We start from the raw sequence: 19,392 nt of genomic DNA on the forward strand, positions 1-19,392 counted from the left end.
AGTTCACACGGAAGGCCGATCCTTCTGTAAAATCGAGGGTTTTTTGCGAGGGCCATATTATGGTCACCAATATGGCCAACGAGAACGACATCACTACCCCCGATTCCAGCGACAATGCGGACAACGCCGTGGCGTCAGCCAGCAGCAAGGCGCCTGCCGTGATCGCGCGCGAAGTGCAGCGCCGCCGCACCTTCGGCATCATTTCCCACCCGGATGCGGGCAAGACCACCTTGACGGAAAAACTGCTGCTGTTCTCGGGCGCGATCCAGATGGCCGGTACCGTCAAGGCGCGTAAATCGGGCCGCCACGCGACGTCGGACTGGATGGAGATCGAGAAGCAGCGCGGCATTTCCGTCGCCTCCTCGGTGATGCAGTTCGAATTCCGCGACCACGTCGTCAACCTGCTCGACACCCCGGGCCACCAGGACTTCTCGGAAGATACCTACCGCGTGCTGACGGCAGTCGACTCGGCGCTGATGGTGATCGATGCGGCCAAGGGCGTGGAAGCGCAGACGATCAAGCTGCTGGCCGTCTGCCGCATGCGCAATACGCCCATCGTCACCTTCATGAACAAGATGGACCGCGAGACGCGCGATCCGCTGGACCTGCTCGACGAACTCGAATCGGTGCTGAAGATCCAGTGCGCGCCCGTCACCTGGCCGATCGGCATGGGCAAGAACTTCCGCGGCGTGTATCACCTGCTGAACGACGAGATCATGCTGTTCAAGGCCGGTGAAGAGAAGGCCGACGGCGCCTTTGAAATCATCAAGGGCATCGACAACCCGCGCCTGCAGGAGATGTTCCCGCTGGAGATGGACCAGTTGCGCATGGAAGTGGAGCTGGTGCACGGCGCATCGAATCCGTTCAACCTGGAAGAATTCCTCTCCGGCGTGCAGACGCCCGTGTTCTTCGGTTCGGCCATCAACAACTTCGGCGTGCGCGAGATTCTCTCCGCACTGGTCGAGTGGGCGCCGGCACCGCGCGAGCGCGACGCGACAGTGCGTTCGGTGGCGCCGTCCGAGCAGCCATTTACGGGCTTCGTCTTCAAGATCCAGGCGAACATGGACCCGGCGCACCGCGACCGCATCGCCTTTTTGCGCGTGTGCTCGGGACGTTTCGAGCGCGGCATGAAGGTCAAGCACTTGCGCCTGGGGCGCGAGATCAAGGTGTCGAACGTGGTGACCTTCATGGCATCGTCGCGCGAACAGGTGGAAGAAGCATACGCGGGCGACATCATCGGCTTGCCGAACCATGGCAACATGCAGATCGGCGACAGTTTTTCCGAAGGCGAGATGCTGACCTTTACGGGCATTCCATACTTTGCGCCGGATTTCTTCCGCTCCGTGCGCATCCGTAATCCCCTGAAGATCAAGCAGTTGCACAAGGGCCTGCAGCAGCTGGGCGAAGAGGGCGCGGTACAGGTCTTCAAGCCGGTGCAGGGCGGCGAACTGGTACTGGGCGCCGTCGGCGTGCTGCAGTTCGAGGTGGTGGCGAGCCGCTTGCTCAACGAGTATGGCGTCGACGCCGTGTTCGAAGGCACCAGCATCAGCAGCGCGCGCTGGGTCAGCTGCGACGACAAGCGCACCTTGCAGGACTTCGAAAACGCGCTGGGTCACAACGTGGCCTACGATGCGGCCGGCAACATGGCCTACCTGGCCACGTCGGGCGTGAACCTGCGTTTGACGCAAGAGCGCTGGCCGAAGCTGACGTTCCACGCGACGCGCGAGCATTCGGCGAAATTGGCTTGATGTAGCGGTGGCGTCGGGTTACGCGCTGCGCGCTAACCCGACCTACTTCCTGAGGCGCTGGTGATGTCGGATTACGCGCTATGCGCTAATCCGACCTACGCCGACCTTCCTGTTCAAGGCGTAGGTCGGATTAGGCCAACGGCCGTAATCCGACACCATCGTTGGCGCAATTCAAGCCGGCATGATGGTGCGCGTACTCCAGTCGCGCCGCTCCAGCAGCAATGCCGTCAGCTGCGCCGCCGTCATGGGGCGCGCAAAGAAGTAGCCCTGCACGTTGTCGCAGCCGGCTTTTCTCAAAAACTCCACCTGCTGCAGCGTTTCCACGCCTTCGGCCACCACTTTCAGATGCAGGCTGTGCGCCATGGCGATGATGGCCGTGACGATGGCTTCGCCTTCGCCGGGCAGGTCGTGCACGAAGCTGCGGTCGATCTTCAATTGGTCGATCGGCAGGCGCTTCAGGTAGGACATCGAGGAATAGCCGGTGCCGAAATCGTCGATCGACAGGTGGATGCCCGTCTCCTGCAGGCGCCGCATCAGTTCCACGTTGGCGTGGATATTGTCCATCAATACCCCTTCCGTGATTTCCAGCTCCAGCAAGCCATGCGGCAGCTGCGTTTCGTCCAGGATGGCGCGGATATCGTCCATCAATCCCGGGTCGCGCGCCTGGCAGGCCGACAGGTTGACGGCCACGTGTTCGAGCGAATCGAGCAGGCCCGCCTTGCACCAGCTGGCCGCCTGGCGGCAGGCGCTTTGCAGCACCCAGCGTCCCAGCTCGACGATGATGCCGCTTTCCTCGGCCACGGGAATGAATTCACTGGGGCTCAGCTGCCCCATCTCGCGGCAGTTCCAGCGTATCAGCGCTTCCACGCCGACGATGCGCCCGCTGCGCAAGTCGATCTGCGGCTGGTAGTGCAGATACAGTTCCTCGTTTTGCAGGGCGCGGCGCAGGTTCGCCTCCATGCGCAGGCGGCGCTGGGCGCGCAATTCCATTTCAGCCTTGAACACGGCATAGCGGTTCTTGCCCTGATGCTTGGCGTGGTACATGGCCGTGTCGGCATTGCGCGTCAGGGTGGCCACGTCCTGCGCATCGAACGGATACAGGCTCACGCCGATGCTGGCGCTGACATACAACTGGTGGCCTTCCAGCGCGAACGGCGCGGCCAGCACGGCGAGGATCTTGCGCGCCACGCTGGCCATTTCCGAGGCGTCGTCGGCCGGTTCGACGATGACGACGAATTCGTCGCCGCCGATGCGGCAGATGATGTCGGTGCCGCGCAGGATCTCCACCAGGCGCTCGGCGACGAGTTTGAGCAGCTGGTCGCCGCAGTGGTGGCCCAGCGTGTCGTTGACCACCTTGAAGTTGTCCAGGTCCAGCAGCAGCAGTCCCACACTGCTGTCCTGGCGGTCGGCGCGCGCCAGCGCGTAGGCCAGGGCGCCGTTGAATTCATGGCGGTTCGGCAGTTGCGTGACAGGGTCGACGTGGGCCAGGTAGTGCAAATGGCTTTCCGCTTGCTGGGCGGCGGTGCGCGTGCGGCGCACCATCAGGACCGTCAGGCCGAACGCACACAGGCAGACCAGCAGGGTGAAGGCGGCAAATTGCGCCAGGCTGTTGAACAGCGGCGCCAGGCTGGCGCGCAGATACAGTGCGCCGCCGCCGGGCAGGTTGTGCAGGAGGGCGGCGCTGCCGTCCAGGTAATCGATCTGCAGGCCGGTGCGCGGCGCCGCGGGCGCGGCATCGCTGGCGCTGCGCGCGTAGCGGGCGAATGGCGTGCCATACGGACTGTAGAGCAGTGCTTGCCGGACATACGGGGCGGCGGCGAGGGGAGCGAGGACTTGTTGCGCCGCAAGGCGATCATCCTGGCGCATGGCCTGGGCAGCGGCTGGCGCCAGCATGTCGGCCTGGATGCGCAGGTTGCGCTGGAGCGATGCCTGGAGGGAAAGCAACTGGAAGAGGATCAGCAGCAGGCTGGCCGTGGCCAGCATGGCCGCCGCGGCCAGCAGGTTCAGCCTGGCTATCCGATCACCGCGCAACTGCACCGAGGGCAGCATCAATGGCACCATCATGACGCATTCTCCTGCCGGCCACGCTTGCCGCTACCCCGTGTGATCCCGCCTCGCCCTGCCATACTTGTCGTTCCAGTCTGATGAAAACCGAAGTGAGCCGGAACTCTCAACGTGTTGTTAAGGCCGATATATTGTCATTTTGCGGCGCGAAAGTACAGGGCGTGCGGCAATTTAATGGCCATGCCGCAGGCCGGTGGCCGCATGCAAGGCGACAAGTCAGGCGCAAAAGGCGGGGCGTGTCTTTCTAATAATAATGTAATCTGAATTTTAATCCTTTTTTTAGCGGCGGGTTTTTCCCCTAAAAACATGCTACAGGTAAACAAAATGTCATGCAGAGTAACTTGAATGCCTGCGGCCGTCATGGCAGGGATTAATTTTCTGTCCGTATCGGCCATTGCAAGTCATTGATTTTAATAAATTTTAATGAAGAATGCGAGAACGCTATGGCCTTGCTCCGCGAGTTCGTCCATAATCCGCTGATGATGGACGTTCTGATGCTGTTTATTTTGTCTGCTGCGGCCAAGTAAACTGCCGCCAGCAAAACCGGACGTCGCCCTAATGATCAATAGTGAGGATATCTTGGAAAAAAAACCAAAAATTATTTTGTCGTCACAAGACCTGGAACGACTGGAAGCGTTGTTGTATGCCTTGGGAAATAACTTGTCGCCGGACAAGGCCGCCTTGCTCGATGAGCTGGGCCGTGCCGAGGTGCTCGAGCCGCAAGAAATACCGCCTACCGTCGTGACGATGAATTCCACCGTGCGCTTCACGGTGGAAAACAAGGAGGAATTCTGCCTGACGCTCGTGTATCCGAAGGATGTGGACGGCCAGGCCGATCGCATTTCCGTGCTGGCGCCCGTCGGCAGCGCGCTGCTGGGCTTGTCTGTGGGCGACAGCATCGCCTGGCCCATGCCCGGTGGCGTGGTAAAGGTCAAGATCGAGGAAATCGTCTACCAGCCTGAACGGGCCGGCGAATACCACCGCTAGGCAACGATGCGGTGATGGCGGACGGCGCCTGCCGTTCGCCTGCCAGGCCGTGCCGGGAGCGGAGTTAACTGTTTCTCTGCACGCGCACCACCAGCCATCCCGCCACGACCGTAAACGTGACGATGATGGCGACGATGATCCAGAAGCCCTGCGGGTGCTGGGCCAGCGGAATTCCCCCCACATTCATGCCCAGCATGCCGGCGATGATATTGATCGGCAAGGCCAGCACGGTGACGATGGTCAGCACGAACAGGCTGCGGCTGTTTTCCTCGTTGACCCTGGCGGCGATCTCTTCCTGCAGCAGCTTGATGCGTTCCTGTAGCGAGGACATATCGCTGAGCACCACGGAAAATTCTTCCGTCGACTGGCGCAATTCCAGGCTGTCCAGCTCCGACACCCATGCCGGCGGGCGTTGCAGCAGGCGGAACAGGGCTGCCGGTTCCGGCGCCAGCAGGCGCTGCAGCCGCACCAGCACGCGCCGCATGGCGCCCAGGTCTTCGCGCTTGGGCACCAGGCGCCCGGCCAGCAAGTGATCTTCGATATCGTCGACCCGCGCCACGGCATCGCGCACGATGTTGACCAGCACGTCGGCCTGGTCGCGCAGCAAATGGATCAGCAGTTCCACCGACGAGCGGATCGGCTCGTGGTTCTTGATGACGGCCTGGCGCAGCCGCTCTATCGACTGCAGCGGCGCGCGGCGCGCCGTGATGACGAGGTCTTGCGCCACGCTGGCCCACATGGTGGAAATATCGGACGCTTCGAACGAGAAATTGTGCACCACGTCGTTGACCACGGCGATCAGGGTGTTTTCCGCCTGTTCGATGCGCGTCGAACGGGAACCCTGATGCAGGGTTTCATAGAATTCGTCGGCCAGCTGCGTATGCGTCATCAGCCATTTTTCGCTGGCCGCATGCGATAAATTGAAATGCAGCCAGACGAATTCCTGCGCAGGCCTGGCCGCGCCATCGGCCAGCCAGGCCAGTGCGGCCGTCGAGTCGAGCGCCAGCGGCTGGGCCCCGCGGCCAAACAGGAAGCCCCAGACCAGGCCCGAGGTATCCGAGCCGTAGGTAAAACCGGCAGTTTCCATCGCCATCGTGAATCTTTCTCGCGCAGTGTGATTGATCGTCGCGCGATTTTAATACATAGATATGTCCGGAAAATGACAAGGCCACCGCGATGGGTGGCCTTGGCGGGGACTACAACCGTGTGCTAGCTGCGGTTCGGGTTGTCCGGACGGCGGTCGTCGCGGTTCGGTACCCCATCGCCGTCGCGGTCGTGGCGGTTGCCATTGTCGCGGTCATAGCGGTTGGGGATGCCGTCGCGGTCGCGGTCGCCGTTCGGACCGCGTGGCGACCAGCGGCCTTGTTCCATCTGCCAGCGGCCATCGCGCTGGTTCCAGGCGGGCGGCGCATACACATAGCCAGGGCGTTCGGCGATCCACACGCCCGGGGTCCAGGCGTAGCGCTGGCTACGCCATTCCCAGTGGCCGGGCGCCCAGGCGTAGCCGTGGCGGGCGCGCGGGATGGCTTCGCGGCGCGGTGGCGGCGGGGCGATGCGGATGTCGTCATAGCGCACGGGCTGTAGCTGTGCGGCGACCCAGCCGCCACGGTCCAGGCGCCAGCGGTTGTTCTCTTGTATCCAGGCGGCGCGGCGGTACTGGTTGCCGCCGCGTTCGCGCAGCCATTCGCCGCCGGTCCAGACATGGCGCTGGCCATCCCAGTTCCAGTAGCCCGGTGCCCAGACATAGCCGGCGCGCGGTGCGGGCGCGCTTTCAAAGCGTGGCGGAGGTGGGGCGTTGCCGACGACAATGCTCACGCCGAGCTGATTCTGTGCCATCGCCTGCGTCGGCAAAAAGGCCGCGGTACTGATGGCAAGCATGGCTGCTGCGTAGAGTGCGATGGGTTTCATGGTGTGCTCCATTTCGGTGATTGCGTGAAATGGACTATAGGCGCTTGCTGGCGGTTTTTCGCCTTTGATTCAACTTATTACAATTGACACAATGCTGTGTGTCCGTGTATCCGTGGCGGATACAAATGGCGGCCTGGCGCGGCGCTCTTCAAACTGGCGCCAGGCGGCGTGGAGTCAGCATCGATGGCTCACAAGGTGCTGGCGGTGGCGTTGCCCAGCAAGGCCTGGCGTTCCTCGATCAGCGAGATTTTCTTTTCCTGTTCCGTCAGGCGCTTGGCGCTGACCACCACCACGGGGATGGGGTTCGCCTGCGCCGCAGCGGCCGTCCTGGCAGCCGATGGCTGCATGAAGCTGACGTAGCTGGCGCCGCAGGCGATGGCGACGGCGACGGTGAAGATGGCTTCCATGTTTTTCAAAGCTTTCATGATCGTTCCTTTCGGTGGCGGGTGGGTATGCATGCACTGTAGCCAAGGGCGCGCCCGCGCGCCATGCAGATGCGACCAGCCGTGGTTTTGGCGGGATGGCCTGCAAAAAAACGGCGCTGAAATGCCGGCGCACGGGGCTGGCGGCCGACCGCTTGAATTGAGGCCTAATTAGCCCTGTATCCGTGCATATGAATGCACTTGCCGCATGGCATTATTTGATACTGCGCGGTGTAGCGTGCGCCGCCGGCGCTCCTGCTAGAATCGCTACGGCAGCCAGCGCGCACACAATCATTCTCATCAGGAGTCACATATGTTCCAATTGTTTGGTTTTGGCGGCGCCCGCTGCCCGCGCTGCGAACACAAGAACGGCGCTGCCGCCGGCTATTGCGCGCAATGCGGCTTGTCGCTGGGCGCCCCCGACAGCGACGCGGTGCTGCATGCCAACCAATGGCATCTTGCTGATGGGCAACTGGCCCTGTTCTTCGGCGTGCGCGAACTGTCCTCGCTGTTCGGCAGCGCGGCGCGGCGCCTGCAGGTACCGGCCGAGTCACGCGCCTGGATCGTGCAATCGGACGCTTTCACCTTGATACCGGCCGGCGACTATGACAGCGCCGCCTTCTTTGCGCGCCTGCCCGCGCTGCTGCCGGCGCGTCCGGCCGAAGTGCTGATCGCGCGCGCCGACGCCGTCAGCCTGGAATTCGACTTGCCCGGCCTGGCCAGCACGGAGCGGCTGAACGTCGCCGCCTCCCTGCGCGTGGACATCGCGCTGGGCCAGCCCGATGCGTTCGCGCGCCAGTTCATGCGCGCGCCGGGCGCCGTCACGCGCGCCCACCTGCACGCCTTGCTGTTGCCGTCCGTGCGCCAGATCGCGCTGGAATTCATCGGCACCCGCGCGCTGCGCGAGATGGATGCGAATGCCGACCTGCGGCCGGAATTGAACGAACGCCTGCAATCGGCCCTGACGCAGCGCCTGGCGCCCAGCGGCCTGGCCGTGGCGCGCGTGGAAACGCTGAGCCTGCGGCACGACAAGCGCGCGGGCGAGGGCGATGCCGGCGCCAGCATCGGCACGCTGTGGCTGGGCGGCTTGCCGGCGCAGGAGCTGGAACAGCACAGCCTGGAACGCATGAAGCAGCTTGACCAGCTGTATGACGAGGAAGAGTGGCAACGCATCCGCCGCGAAGAACTGGCGGCGCGCCATGCGCACCGGCGCGCCGAGCTGCGGCAGGATGCAACGGTGGAAAAGGCGGAGTTGGACCACCAGGAAGCGGAGCGCCTGCAGGCGCTGCGCGGGCGCCAGATCGACCTGTACGGCCGCATCCTGGAAGCGAAATCGCGGCGCCAGGCGCTCGACCATGGCGCCGCGCTGGCGCTGGGCGAGCTGGAACAGGAACTGGCGCAGAAGGGCGCCCAGCGCGCCGATGAAACGGCCAACTGGGAACACGTGCGCGCGCTGGCCGCCATCAAGATGCGCAGCGAGCTGGAACTGTCGCAGCTGCACGGGCGCGAGCAGATCCAGCTGGCGCAGCAGCGCTTTACGCATCAGGTCCACTTGCAGTCGATCGCGCAGCAGATAGAGAGCGCGCTGCTGATCGATGACGAGACGGGACGCCGCACCCAGCTGGCGCGCCTGCGCCAGGCGGAGGCGGATGCGGCCCAGCGCGAGGCGCAACTGGAGGCGGAGCAGCACCAGGCCGCCTGGCAGGGCCTGATGCTGGCGAATGCGGCGCGCAAGCGCGAGGCCGAGCGGGTGCAGGAATGGGAAGACCAGATGCAGCTGGCGCGCCAGCGCGAATTGCTGCGTGCCGAGGCGCACAAGGATGAAGCGGCGCAGGTGCAGGCGGCGGAAATCGCGGAAAAAGTGGCGGCGTTGCGACGCGGCGGCGCGCGCGAGGACGCCATCGCGCAGCAGGAAAAGCTGTTGCGCACCATCGAGGCCGATGGCGTGCACGCGCGCCAGCTGCAGCAGCAAGCGCAGTTGGCGCAGCTCGACGCGCTGGCCATCGAGGAACAGCGCCAGCAGCTGCGCCAGCTGGAACAGGAAGCGCAATGGCAGCGCGACTTGCTGGCCATGGCGCAGCAGCGCGAAAGCGATTACGCGCGCTGGAAGGGAGAATATGAAGCCCTGCTGGCGCAGCAGGCGCATGCGGCCGAACTGGCGCGCATCGACATCGACCGCATCGAGAAAATCGGAAGCTTGAGCGACACGGGCAAGCTGGCCATGGCCGCCGGGCAGAACGCGGCCGCGCTGGCGCAAGTGCTCAAGGTGCAGCTGCAGGCGGGCATGAGCGCCGAGCAGATCCACGCGCTGGCGGCGCTGGCGGCGGCCGAAAACAGCGTCGCGCCGCTGGACGCGCTGCGCATGGCGCAGGACAGCGTGGCGCAGGAGCGCAGCTACCTGGAAGGCCAGGCGGAACGCGAACGGCGCCAGCAGCTCGACCTGATCAACCTGCAGAACGCGGCGCACGCGCATGGCCTGTCGGCGCAGGCGCAGCTGGGCGTGGCCGTGGCGCAGGCGCTGCAACCAGGCGCGGCCTCCGCCTCTGCCGCGTCGGCCCGCTGCAAGAACGGCCACGTGCAGCGCGCGGGCCACCCCGAAGACAAATTCTGCGCCGCGTGCGGCGTCGCCCTGCAGCCTTGATGGAAGCGTTTCACCCCAGATGATGCAAAAAGCACGAGACAAACTGCGGGAACTGCGCGCCCTCCACGACGACGGGCTGCTCAGCGAGCAGGAATTTGAACGCCGCAAGAACGCCATCCTCGACGCCGAGTACGCGCCGCCCGGCGCCGCGCCCGTGGCCGCGCCGCTGCCCGTGCGCCAGGGTACGGAACTGGGCTTCATGACGGGCCAGGAAATCGGCCCGCAAAACCGCCGCTACCGGCTCGAACGGCTGATCGGCACGGGCGGCATGGGGCAGGTGTGGCAAGCCACCGACCTGGCCACGCACGCGGAGCTGGGTAGCAGCGAAATGGTGGCGCTGAAGATCTTGCCGCCGCAGCTGACGCAGAGCGCCACGCACGCCAAGCTGCTGATCGAGGAAGCGACCCAGGCGAGAAAACTCGCGCATGAAAACATCGTGCGCGTCTACGAATGGGCACAGGACCCGGCCACGGCCAGCTATTTCATCATCATGGAATGCCTCGATGGCGAAGACCTCGAGCACTATCTGGCGCGCGAGGGCGCGCTGCCGCTGTCCAGGGTGCAGCAATTGCTGCAGCCGGTGGCCGAGGCCCTGTCGTATGCGTGGGAAAAGCACAAGCTGGTGCACCGCGACATCAAGCCGGGCAATGTCTTCCTGACGGCGAAGGGCGACGTCAAATTGCTCGACTACGGCATCGCTTCGCGCGTGCGCAATGCGGATAGCAGCCTGGCGCTGGACATGCCGAATGCAGGCACGCACGGTTATCGGGCGCCCGAGGCAGGCGCCAACCAGCGTCAGCCCAGCCCGCGCCTGGACGTGTATGCGGTGGCCGTGATGATCTATCAGATGCTGGAAGGGCGCATGCCGTTCGACGACGCGCGCAGCGCCAGCCACCTGCCGTCGGCACCGCAAGCGCTGAACGCGCAACAGTGGCAGGTGCTGCAGAACGGTTTTTCGCTGACGGCGGAATTGCGGCCGCTATCGGTGCAAGCCTTGCTGGAAAATCTGGAACGTGCGGCCGGGCCGTCGCCCGAAGAACTGGCGGAACAGGCGCGCCAGCAGCAGGCGCGCACGGCGCAGCAACAACGGCAGGCGGCACTGGCCGCCGAACAGGCCCGCGAAGAAGAGATCAAGCGGGCCCGGATACGCCAGGAAGAACTGGACCAGCGCCGCAAGGCGGAAATCCATGCCGCTGCGCTGGAAAAGCAGCGGCAGGACAAACTGCGCCGCGAGCAGGAGGCGCAGCGCCATTTCGAAGCGGAAGAGGCGCGCAAGCTGCGCAAGGAAGCGCTGCGCGGCCAGTTGCGCGCGCGCCGCGAAGCCGATGCCGCCACGGCCCTGCAGGAACACCAGGAATTGCAGCGCAAGGCCCTCGTCGCCAAGGCGGAGGCGGCGTATCGGGCCGAGCAGGAACGGGCGCGTCGCGCAGAGGCCAGCCGCACCGCCGCCGCATCTGTCCCCGCGCCGGCATCCGCGCCGGCGCCAGAACTGGAATCGGAACCCGAACATGTAGAACCGGTGGCCAACGCCGAAGGCATCTTGCGCGACGATTTCCTCGATGGCGCGGGACAGGGCCCGGAACTGGTGCTCATTCCCAGCGGCCGCTTCCAGATGGGCGCGCACGAGACGGAGCACAAGGCAGCCATCCAGGCCGGCTCGCAGCAAGCCTGGCTGGAACGCGAGATGCCGCAGCACTGGGTCGGCATCGAGCGCCCGTTCGCGCTGGCCCGGCATCCCGTCAGCGTGGGCGAATGGCGCGCCTTCGTCAAGGCGACCGGCTGGGCGGGCGGTTCCGAGACGGACTGGGACAATCCCGGCTTCGTGCAGAACGAGCAGCATCCGGTGGTGGGCGTGAGCTGGAATGACGCACAGCTGTACCTGGCGTGGCTGAGCGAGCGCACGGGCCGGCGGTACCGCCTGCCCAGCGAAGCGGAGTGGGAATACGCGTGCCGCGCCGGCACGCGCACGGCCTTCAACGTGGGCGACACGATCAGCACCGAGCAGGCCAACTACGACGGCCTGTATGTCTACAACGGCGGCCCGCGCGGCGTGTACCGGGGCGGCACCAGCCCGCTGGGCAGCTTCGCGCCGAATTCCTGGGGCCTGTTCGACATGCATGGCAATGTGTGGGAATGGGTGCAGGACGTGGTGCACGACAATTACGAAGGCGCGCCCACCGATGGCAGCGCGTGGGAAGAGGGCAGCGACAGCAGCCGGCGCATCCTGCGCGGCGGCTCCTGGCTGTACCACCCGCGCTACCTGCGCTCGGCCCTGCGCAACGGTTTTTCCACCGTGCTGTCGAACGACATCGTCGGTTTCAGGGTGGCGCGCACGCTCGATTAATTTATTGTTAAATCTGTCATCTTGGCGGATACTTCATGCACCCTAACCGTGCCGGAGTATCCGTGTTCAAACGCCGCCTGCTGTCCATCGTGTTCGCCTGCCTGCCCTTCTGCGCCCTGGCCAGCGACTTGCCCTCCTATCCCTTTATCCATGCGACGGGCACTGCCTACAGCTTCGTCACGCCGGACCTGGGCGAGATCGACTTCGACGTCAGCGCCTTCGACCCCGCGCCGGACGTGGCCACGGCGCTGGTGCAGACGCGCATCGGGGAAATCAAGGCGCTGCTGGTGGAGCAGGGCTTGCCCGAGGCGGCGGCCGGCATCGAGGTGCGCGACGTGCGCAAGGAAATCCGCAAGGGCGCGGAACAGGATCCGGCCAACCCGCAGTACCTGATCAAGGCCAGCGTGCATGTCAATGTGGCGGACCTGTCGAAATGGCCCGCCGTCATGCGTCCGCTGCTGGCCATGCCCAACCTCGATGCGTTTGCCGTCACCTTCGGCGCCACCGAACGCATCCGCCTGGAAGAAGAATTGATGGGCGAAGCCGTCAAGGATGCGCAGCGCAAGGCCGACGCCATGGCGCGCGGCTTCGGCAAGCGCGCGGGCGCCGTGGCCGGCATCTCCTCGGACCAGCTGAAAAACCTGGGTAATGCGGTGGGCCTGGTGCCGTCCGACCGCTACCAGCGCGCCAACAGCCGCCAGCGGCAAAATCCCGACGACATGCTGATGGTCACCAGCCTGAAGATGGGGCAGACGGTCGACGCCGTGTTCCGTATCAAATAGCCTGGCGCCCGGGGAGCGGGCTGCGCAAAGCGGGCAAACGGTGTAAATTGTGGCTTTCCAAACGCACCAAGGAACGCCATGACCATCAAAGCCATCCGCGACCAGTCGCAACCCATGCGCCACATCGTGCACGTGCGCGATCACATCATTTCCGCCGACGCCTCGGTGGCTGAAGGCGGCGGCGATTCCGGCCCCTCGCCGCACGACCTGTATGACGCGGCCCTGTCGGCCTGCAAGGCGCTCACGGTGGTCTGGTACGCCAGACACAAGGGCATTCCCCTGGAACATGTGGAAGTGTCGACCGAGCGCGATGCCAGCGAAGAGCGCAAGGGCGTGTACCGCCTGGCCGCCACCCTGCACCTGACGGGCGAGCTGACGGATGCGCAGCGTCAGGAATTGCTGGCCGCGGCCGGCAAATGCCCGCTGCATAAATTGATGACGGCTGTCACCACCGAAGTGACGACGGTGCTGGCATGAGCGCGGCCATCCTGAAAAGCCACGAAAAAGACCTGGGCGGCGGCTTTGTCGTGCGGCGTCTGCTGCCGTCAAGCCAGAAACAGGCCGTCGGTCCCTTCATCTTCTTCGACCATTTCGGCCCCATCGACGTGGCGCCCGACGCCAACCACGACGTGCGCCCCCATCCGCATATCGGCCTGGCCACCGTCACCTATCTGTTCGAGGGGGCGATCGACCACCGCGACAGCATCGGTTCGTACCAGCGCATCGAGCCGGGCGCCATCAACTGGATGACGGCCGGGCGCGGCATCGTGCATTCGGAGCGCACGCCGCACGACCTGGCGGGCCAGCCGCACCGCACGCACGGCTTGCAGTTGTGGGCCGCACTGCCGAAGGCGCATGAAGAAGACGCGCCAAGTTTCACGCACACGCCGCAAGCCGACATTCCCGTCGTGGCGCTCGATGGCGCCGTGGTGAAAGTGTTGATCGGCTCGGCGTTCGGCCAGACTTCGCCCGTGCGCACCTACATGCAGACGCTGTACCTGGACGTGGCGCTGCCGGCGGGCAAGGAGCTGCGGCTGGAAGGCTTGCCGGCGGAAGCGGCGATCTATCCGATCAGCGGGGAGGTGCTGGTCGATGGCGTGGCGCTCGTGCCCCATACCATGGCCTTGCTGGAAGCTGGGGCTGCGCCCGTGGTGACGGCAGGCGGCGGCCCGGTGCAGTTCGTCGTGATCGGCGGCGAGCCGCTGGATGGCCACCGCTTCCTGTTCTGGAATTTCGTCTCGTCGAGCAAGGAGCGCTTGTCGCAGGCGGCCGACGACTGGAGCGCCCAGCGCATGGGACAAGTGCCGGGCGAGACGGAATTCATCCCGCTGCCGAAGGCGCCCCTGCGCCCGGCGACCTGAGTCCCTCTTAGAAACGCGCGCGCAAGGTCAGTTGCGCCTTGCGCGGCTCGCCATAGAAATTGCCCCACGCTGGCGCACCCACCGTCTGGTAATAGCGCTTGTCGAGCAAGTTCGTCACGGACAGCGATGCCGTCCAGTTGCGGTCGATCTGCCAGGCGGCGCGCGCGCTCCACAAGGCATACGCGCCCTGCGCCACGGTCACGTCGCGCGTGGTGCGCGAGCTCTCCGTCTGGAAGTTCACGCCGCCGCCCACGCTCCACTTCTGCAAGGCGCCAGGCAGGCGGTAGTCGCTCCACGCGCGCAGCATGTGGCGCGGCGAGTAGGTGCTGGCGAACATTACGCCCGCATTCGACGTCTGCTCCAGATATTTAAAATTGTTCAGGGTGTAGCCGGCGAACAGCTGCCAGCCCGGCGCCACTTCTCCGCTGATTTCCGCATCGACGCCTGCACTGCGTACCTTGCCCGCCGAGAAATAGCACTCCGTGCCGCTGGAGCAGGTATTGACCAGGTCGAGCTCCGCGCGGTTGCGCTGCTCGATGCGGAACAGCGCCAGCGAGGTGTTGACCTTGCCGTCGAACAGTTCACCTTTGATGCCCACTTCCAGGTTGCGGCCCTTGAGCGGATCGAGCAGGGCGCCTTCGGCCGTGCGCTGGTTTTGCGGCTGGAAGATGTCGGAGACGCTGGCATAGCCGGACCAGCGCTGGTCAAACGCATAAATGACGCCGCCATATGGCGTGACGACGCCGTTTTCGCGGTACGGATCGATGTACACCTCGCCCGTGTCGCGGTACACGCTGCTCCATTTGTAGTTCGACACGCGCGCGCCCGCCACCACGGTGAGCGGATCGCTGACGCTGAAACGGGCCACGCCGTAGGCGCCCGTCTGCGTCATCTTCGTCACGCTGGGATCGCCCCGGTAGCTGTGTTCGCGGAACCAGGCGTCGCTCGGTTCGGCCACGCCGTGATTCGGCTGCAGCGGATTGTTCGCTTGCTGCAGCAGGGCCAGACTGAAATCGCTGTCGCTTTCCAGGCGGTTCGTGCTGATGCCGGCGCTGAAGCCGTGGCGGCGGCCAAAGGCGTTGAATTTGCCATCGAGCGACAGGTCGATGCCCTTGTTGGTGCTGCCGTAGTCGAACACGCCGCCATACATCATCATGCCGGTCAGGGTGGCGGGGTCGATCGCGCCCTGGCTGAACATGTATTTCACGTCATGCCGCTCGCGCGTGTAGTTGGCGCTGGCCTTGAGCGACCAGTCGGCGTCGAAGCGGTGCTCGAATTCGGCGAAGACGGCCGTCTGGCGGCTGTTCCAGCGGTTCCAGTCGGCGCCGAGGAAGGTCTCGCGGGGCAGCTTCGGATCGCTGCCGTCGCGGTAGCGCGGCATGCCGGAGAAGAATGGCGTCGACTTCAGCTTTTCGTAGCTGGCGCCCGTCGTCAGCTTGCTGCCCGGCGCCAGGTCGAATTCCAGCACGCCGTACAGCACGTCCGTGCGGCTGTCGGCCACGTCATAGAAGTAATCGCGCTGCTCATGCGCGGCCACGGCGCGGCCGCGGATGCTGCCCGACTCGTTCAGCGGACCGGTGACGTCGACTTCGCCGCGCACGTCGTTCCAGCGGCCCGCGCCGAGCGCCAGTTGCACCTGCTTTTCCGCCAGTGGGCGCTTGCGCACCATGTTGATGGCGGCGCCCGGCGAGCCGGTGCCCTGCAGCAGGCCCGTGGCGCCGCGCACGATCTCCACGCGATCGAGCATGGCCGTATTGCTGGTGAAGCTGTTCGCCTGCGGGTAGTACATGGCGCGGTTGACGCCGTCGAACTGGTACGTTTCGACCATGAAGCCGCGCGAATACACATAGCGTCCGCCCATGGGGCTGTCGTACATGGTGATGCCGGTGGTATTGGCCAGCACGGCGTCGATGGTGTTGAGGTTCTGGTCGTCCATTTTCTGGCGCGTGACGACGCTGACCGATTGCGGGATTTCGCGCAGGGTTTGCACGCCCTTGCCGACGGTGACGGCGCGCGCCGCGTACGAGTTGCTGTGTTCACTGACGGGGTCGCGCTCCATGCTGGCGTTCACGACCACGGGGGCCATGACCTTGTCGCTCGCCGCCTGTGCCGGCGTGGCGGCCGCCTGGCGCAGCACGTAGGCGCCGTTCGGCAGCTGCAGCGCTTCCAGGCCGCTGCCGGCCAGCACCTGGACAAAGCCCTGACTGACGTTGAAGCTGCCGCGCACGCCGGGCGAGCGCAGGCTGCGCGTTTGCGCGGGATCGGTCGACAAGCTGACGCCGGCGGCGACGGCAAAATCGTTGAGGGCGGTGGCCAGCGGGCCGGCCGCAATGGCGTAGGCTTGCGGTGCCGCGCTTGAAGCTGCGGCGGCCTGGCCTTGCGCCAGCGCGGGCGCGGCGAGGAAGGCGGCGGGGGAGGCACACGCCATGGCGAGGACGGCCAGGCGGATGGCGCGCGCGGCGGGATGGAGGACGGGAGTGGTCGGCTGCATGCTCGGTCTTTCTGCTCAGGGTAAGGTCTATGGTGGATGAATCGGCTTCTTACCTGTCAAGCCGAAGCAGCGCAGCGAAACACCAACCCCTGACGCAAAAAAGATGAAAAATATTATGTGGCACGGGCCGACACCGTGGCCCAGTAGCGCGTGAAGTACGTCACTTGCAGCCCGTGCGAGGCGCACAGGCTTTCCAGCACGGCGTCGATATCGTCGAGCCGGTAGGTGCCCGTGACGGGGCGTTGTGCCACGGCCGCGTCGCAAACGAGGCGTCCGCGCCGGTAGCGCGCCAGCTCCCGCACCAGCTGTTGCAGCGGCCAGTCGGCGGCCACCAGCATGCCGCGCAGCCAGCTGTCCTGGTGCGCGGGCATGCCCAGCACGGCGGCCAGGCCCGTGGCTGAAAAGCGCAACTGCTGGCCCGCTTCCAGGCGCCGCACGGCGTCCGGGCGCGCCGCGCCGCGCACTTCCACGGCGTGTTCGAAGACGCTGACGGTGCTGCCATCCGCATCGCAGCGCACGCCGAAGCGCGTGCCCAGCGCGCGGACCACGCCGTGCGGCGTATCGACCAGGAAGGGGCGCGCATCGGGCGCCGTCGTGATGATGATTTCGCCATGGTGCAGGCGGATGCGGCGCTGCGCGCCGCTGTAATCGACGTCGACGGCGCTATCCGTGTTCAACTCCAGGCGCCCGCCATCGGCCAGCGCCACGTGGCGGCGCTGGCCCGGCGCCGTGCGCAAGGACGCCGTCAGGGCTTGCCATGGGCCCGATTGCAGGCCCGCCTGACCCAGCGCGATGCCGCCGCCGGCCGCCACCAGCACGGCGAGTATCCTGGCGGCCGCGCGCCGGCGCCGCTGTGCCGCCTGCAGGGCAGGAATCGCCAGCGCGGGCGGCAGCGTGGCCAGTTGGCCGTCCATGCGCTGCAGCAGCTGCCAGGCCCGTTCATGCTCGGCGCTGGCATCGCGCCAGGCTTGCACGGCGGCTGCGTCCGCACTGCCGCATTTAAGTTCCACGTGCCAGTGGGCGGCGGCGGCCAGCACCTTGCGGGCGATCGGCGTGGAAGGGGATGGGCCAAACATCAGGCGGCCGCCAGCAGCAGGCATTCCGTGTAGGCGCGCACCAGGTGCTTCTTGACGGTAGGCAGGGAGACGCCGAGGCGCCGGCTGATGTCCACATAGCTGAGTTCCTCGATTTGCGCCAGCAGGAAGATGGCCCGCGTGCGCGTCCCCAGGCGGTCGAGCAGGCGGTCGACGGCGAGCAGGGTTTCGATGATGATGGCATGCGTTTCGGCGCACATCGATGCCGGCTCGGCTTGCTGGGCCAGCGCTTCCAGGTAGGCGTGCTCCAGCGCCTGGCGCCGGTAGCGGTCGATCAGCAGACCGCGCGCGATGGTCGCCAGGTAGCCGCGCGGCTCGCGCAGGGGCGCCAGCGGTGTCACCTCGCGCTTGCCCAGCAGGCGTAAAAACGTGTCCTGCGCCAGGTCGGCCGCCTCGGCGCGGTTGCCCAGCTTGCCGCGCAGCCAGCCATACAGCCAGCCGTGGTGCTCGCTGTACAGGGTGCTCAGGGGGATGGCATGGGTGGGACTGACGGTACTCACTGCGTTCTCCAGGCAAGGAATGGGCTGGGCTGACGGAACGCGGGGTGCCGGCTGGCTGGGCTGTTTGAGAATGATACTCATTATCACATTGCCATGCCGCCGGCGTCAATTGGCGTCAGCCACCGAGGCGCCAGCGCGCTTGCCACTGTTGCAGATCCGCCCAGGCCGTCTGAAGTGCGCCAGCGGACCAGTGCAGCAGGCTGTCCAGCGCCAGCACGCTGCGCCGCAGGTGGATTCCGTCAAAAAACACGTGGTCGGCCACGACGGTGGCGGCCAGCCAGGCGGCGATGATGACGATGATGTCGTGGCGGCCGCTTTTCCACCAGCGCAGCGAGTGGCGGCGGAAAATCCACGGCACGCCCAGGGGATTGGGCCAGTCGGCCAGCAGATGCATGATGCCGCCCGCGGCAAAGCCGAACAGGGGCGGCGCCCACAGGTGGTGCGGCAATTGCAGATACGTGTAGACGAGCAGGGCGATCCAGGCCAGGCCCCAGTGCGTCCAGGTGCGGTGCGTGATCCACAGCCGGTGCGTGCGCGCCCACCAGGCCACTTCCAGCCAGTCCGGCGCCGTGCCGCCCAGTGCGCCCATGACAAAGGCGAGCATGCTCAGCACTTGGTAGGGGCCACCGGCGCCAGCGTGCGCGACCAGGGCCGCGGCGATCACGCCGGCAGCCCAACCGGTCGCATGATGCGCTTTGTTGGAAGCCATAGAAAATGTAAAACGCCATGCGGGCGCTGTGTGAAATACAAGGGGATGTTAACTGGATGAATATACAGTATGCAAGGGCGTCAATGGGCGCTATTTGCGGAATATCCGCTATTAAATTGTTAAATTGTGTGTCGGCAGGGCCTGGATGGCGAACTCGGCAAGTCATGCCGGACGCTCAAGTGTGTTGTGCGACTGATAATGCAATTGACGCGGGGCGCGCTATGCTGAAAGCAGTCCTGTGTTTTGAAGAGGTGTCGCCATGAAAATCCCGCGCGAATTGCAGATTCCCGCCATCGTGTTTACGCTGGAAGCGGTGTTTATACTCGGCCTGTCGATGATTT

The 19,392-nt window shown here is 65.3% G+C and carries 16 protein-coding genes; 7 read left to right on the top strand and 9 right to left on the bottom strand.

Features of this window, described 5'->3' with window-relative positions:
* The first annotated feature begins 59 nt into the window (after window positions 1-59).
* Window positions 60-1,748 carry a peptide chain release factor 3 gene (locus tag KY494_RS28415; protein WP_374197286.1) on the top strand — a complete coding sequence of 563 codons (1,689 nt, stop codon included), beginning with the start codon at window positions 60-62 and terminating at the stop codon, window positions 1,746-1,748.
* A 171-nt stretch (window positions 1,749-1,919) separates the two neighbouring features.
* Here the strand turns inward: KY494_RS28415 and KY494_RS28420 are convergent, their stop codons facing one another.
* Both KY494_RS28420 and KY494_RS28425 read right to left on the bottom strand, forming a co-directional pair.
* Window positions 1,920-3,812 (bottom strand): bifunctional diguanylate cyclase/phosphodiesterase, encoded by a 1,893-nt coding sequence (locus tag KY494_RS28420; RefSeq protein WP_219889199.1) that lies wholly within the window; start codon window positions 3,810-3,812, stop codon window positions 1,920-1,922.
* A gap of 134 nt (window positions 3,813-3,946) precedes the next feature.
* Window positions 3,947-4,207: a hypothetical protein gene (locus KY494_RS28425; RefSeq protein WP_219889201.1), complete on the bottom strand. Its 261-nt coding sequence runs from the start codon at window positions 4,205-4,207 to the stop codon at window positions 3,947-3,949.
* A 184-nt stretch (window positions 4,208-4,391) separates the two neighbouring features.
* Here KY494_RS28425 and rnk point away from each other — a divergent pair, with 184 nt between their 5' ends.
* The gene (gene rnk, locus KY494_RS28430; protein ID WP_167389686.1) at window positions 4,392-4,799 is read left to right on the top strand and encodes a nucleoside diphosphate kinase regulator; all 408 of its coding nucleotides are present in this window, start codon (window positions 4,392-4,394) and stop codon (window positions 4,797-4,799) included.
* A gap of 64 nt (window positions 4,800-4,863) precedes the next feature.
* Here rnk and KY494_RS28435 read toward each other — a convergent pair whose 3' ends face one another.
* The 3 genes from KY494_RS28435 to KY494_RS28445 form a co-directional block, all read right to left on the bottom strand.
* Complete coding sequence (locus KY494_RS28435; RefSeq protein WP_219889203.1) at window positions 4,864-5,892, bottom strand: transporter; 1,029 nt, start codon at window positions 5,890-5,892, stop codon at window positions 4,864-4,866.
* A 116-nt stretch (window positions 5,893-6,008) separates the two neighbouring features.
* On the bottom strand, window positions 6,009-6,707 hold the full coding sequence (locus KY494_RS29945; protein WP_258194529.1) for a YXWGXW repeat-containing protein: 699 nt from the start codon (window positions 6,705-6,707) through the stop codon (window positions 6,009-6,011).
* 188 nt (window positions 6,708-6,895) lie between these two features.
* Window positions 6,896-7,132 (bottom strand): hypothetical protein, encoded by a 237-nt coding sequence (locus KY494_RS28445; protein ID WP_219889205.1) that lies wholly within the window; start codon window positions 7,130-7,132, stop codon window positions 6,896-6,898.
* Window positions 7,133-7,442: 310 nt separating this feature from the next.
* On the opposite strand from KY494_RS28445, the gene KY494_RS28450 reads away from it, so the two are divergent.
* The 5 genes from KY494_RS28450 (at window position 7,443) to KY494_RS28470 (ending at window position 14,257) form a co-directional block, all read left to right on the top strand.
* Window positions 7,443-9,770 carry a hypothetical protein gene (locus KY494_RS28450; protein WP_219889207.1) on the top strand — a complete coding sequence of 776 codons (2,328 nt, stop codon included), beginning with the start codon at window positions 7,443-7,445 and terminating at the stop codon, window positions 9,768-9,770.
* A gap of 19 nt (window positions 9,771-9,789) precedes the next feature.
* On the top strand, window positions 9,790-12,114 hold the full coding sequence (locus tag KY494_RS28455; protein WP_219889208.1) for an SUMF1/EgtB/PvdO family nonheme iron enzyme: 2,325 nt from the start codon (window positions 9,790-9,792) through the stop codon (window positions 12,112-12,114).
* Between the two features lie 62 nt (window positions 12,115-12,176).
* A complete protein-coding gene (locus KY494_RS28460; RefSeq protein ID WP_258194532.1) occupies window positions 12,177-12,896 on the top strand; it encodes an SIMPL domain-containing protein in 720 nt (239 codons plus the stop codon).
* A gap of 78 nt (window positions 12,897-12,974) precedes the next feature.
* Window positions 12,975-13,373: an OsmC family protein gene (locus tag KY494_RS28465; RefSeq protein WP_219889212.1), complete on the top strand. Its 399-nt coding sequence runs from the start codon at window positions 12,975-12,977 to the stop codon at window positions 13,371-13,373.
* A complete protein-coding gene (locus KY494_RS28470) occupies window positions 13,370-14,257 on the top strand; it encodes a pirin family protein (protein WP_219889214.1) in 888 nt (295 codons plus the stop codon). The genes KY494_RS28465 and KY494_RS28470 overlap by 4 nt, the downstream gene beginning before the upstream one ends.
* Window positions 14,258-14,264: 7 nt before the next feature.
* On the opposite strand, the gene KY494_RS28475 is transcribed toward KY494_RS28470, so the two are convergent.
* From KY494_RS28475 to KY494_RS28490, 4 genes are all read right to left on the bottom strand, one after another.
* Complete coding sequence (locus tag KY494_RS28475) at window positions 14,265-16,748, bottom strand: TonB-dependent receptor (protein WP_219889216.1); 2,484 nt, start codon at window positions 16,746-16,748, stop codon at window positions 14,265-14,267.
* Window positions 16,749-16,861: 113 nt separating this feature from the next.
* Complete coding sequence (locus tag KY494_RS28480) at window positions 16,862-17,824, bottom strand: FecR domain-containing protein (protein WP_219889218.1); 963 nt, start codon at window positions 17,822-17,824, stop codon at window positions 16,862-16,864.
* The gene (locus tag KY494_RS28485; protein ID WP_258194534.1) at window positions 17,824-18,342 is read right to left on the bottom strand and encodes a sigma-70 family RNA polymerase sigma factor; all 519 of its coding nucleotides are present in this window, start codon (window positions 18,340-18,342) and stop codon (window positions 17,824-17,826) included. Before KY494_RS28485 ends, KY494_RS28480 begins: the two co-directional genes overlap by 1 nt.
* A gap of 115 nt (window positions 18,343-18,457) precedes the next feature.
* Window positions 18,458-19,051, bottom strand: a complete 594-nt coding sequence (locus tag KY494_RS28490) for a metal-dependent hydrolase (RefSeq protein WP_219889221.1) — start codon at window positions 19,049-19,051, stop codon at window positions 18,458-18,460.
* Window positions 19,052-19,392 lie beyond the last annotated feature (341 nt).

The organism is Janthinobacterium sp. PAMC25594, assembly GCF_019443505.1.
GTDB lineage: Bacteria > Pseudomonadota > Gammaproteobacteria > Burkholderiales > Burkholderiaceae_D > Janthinobacterium.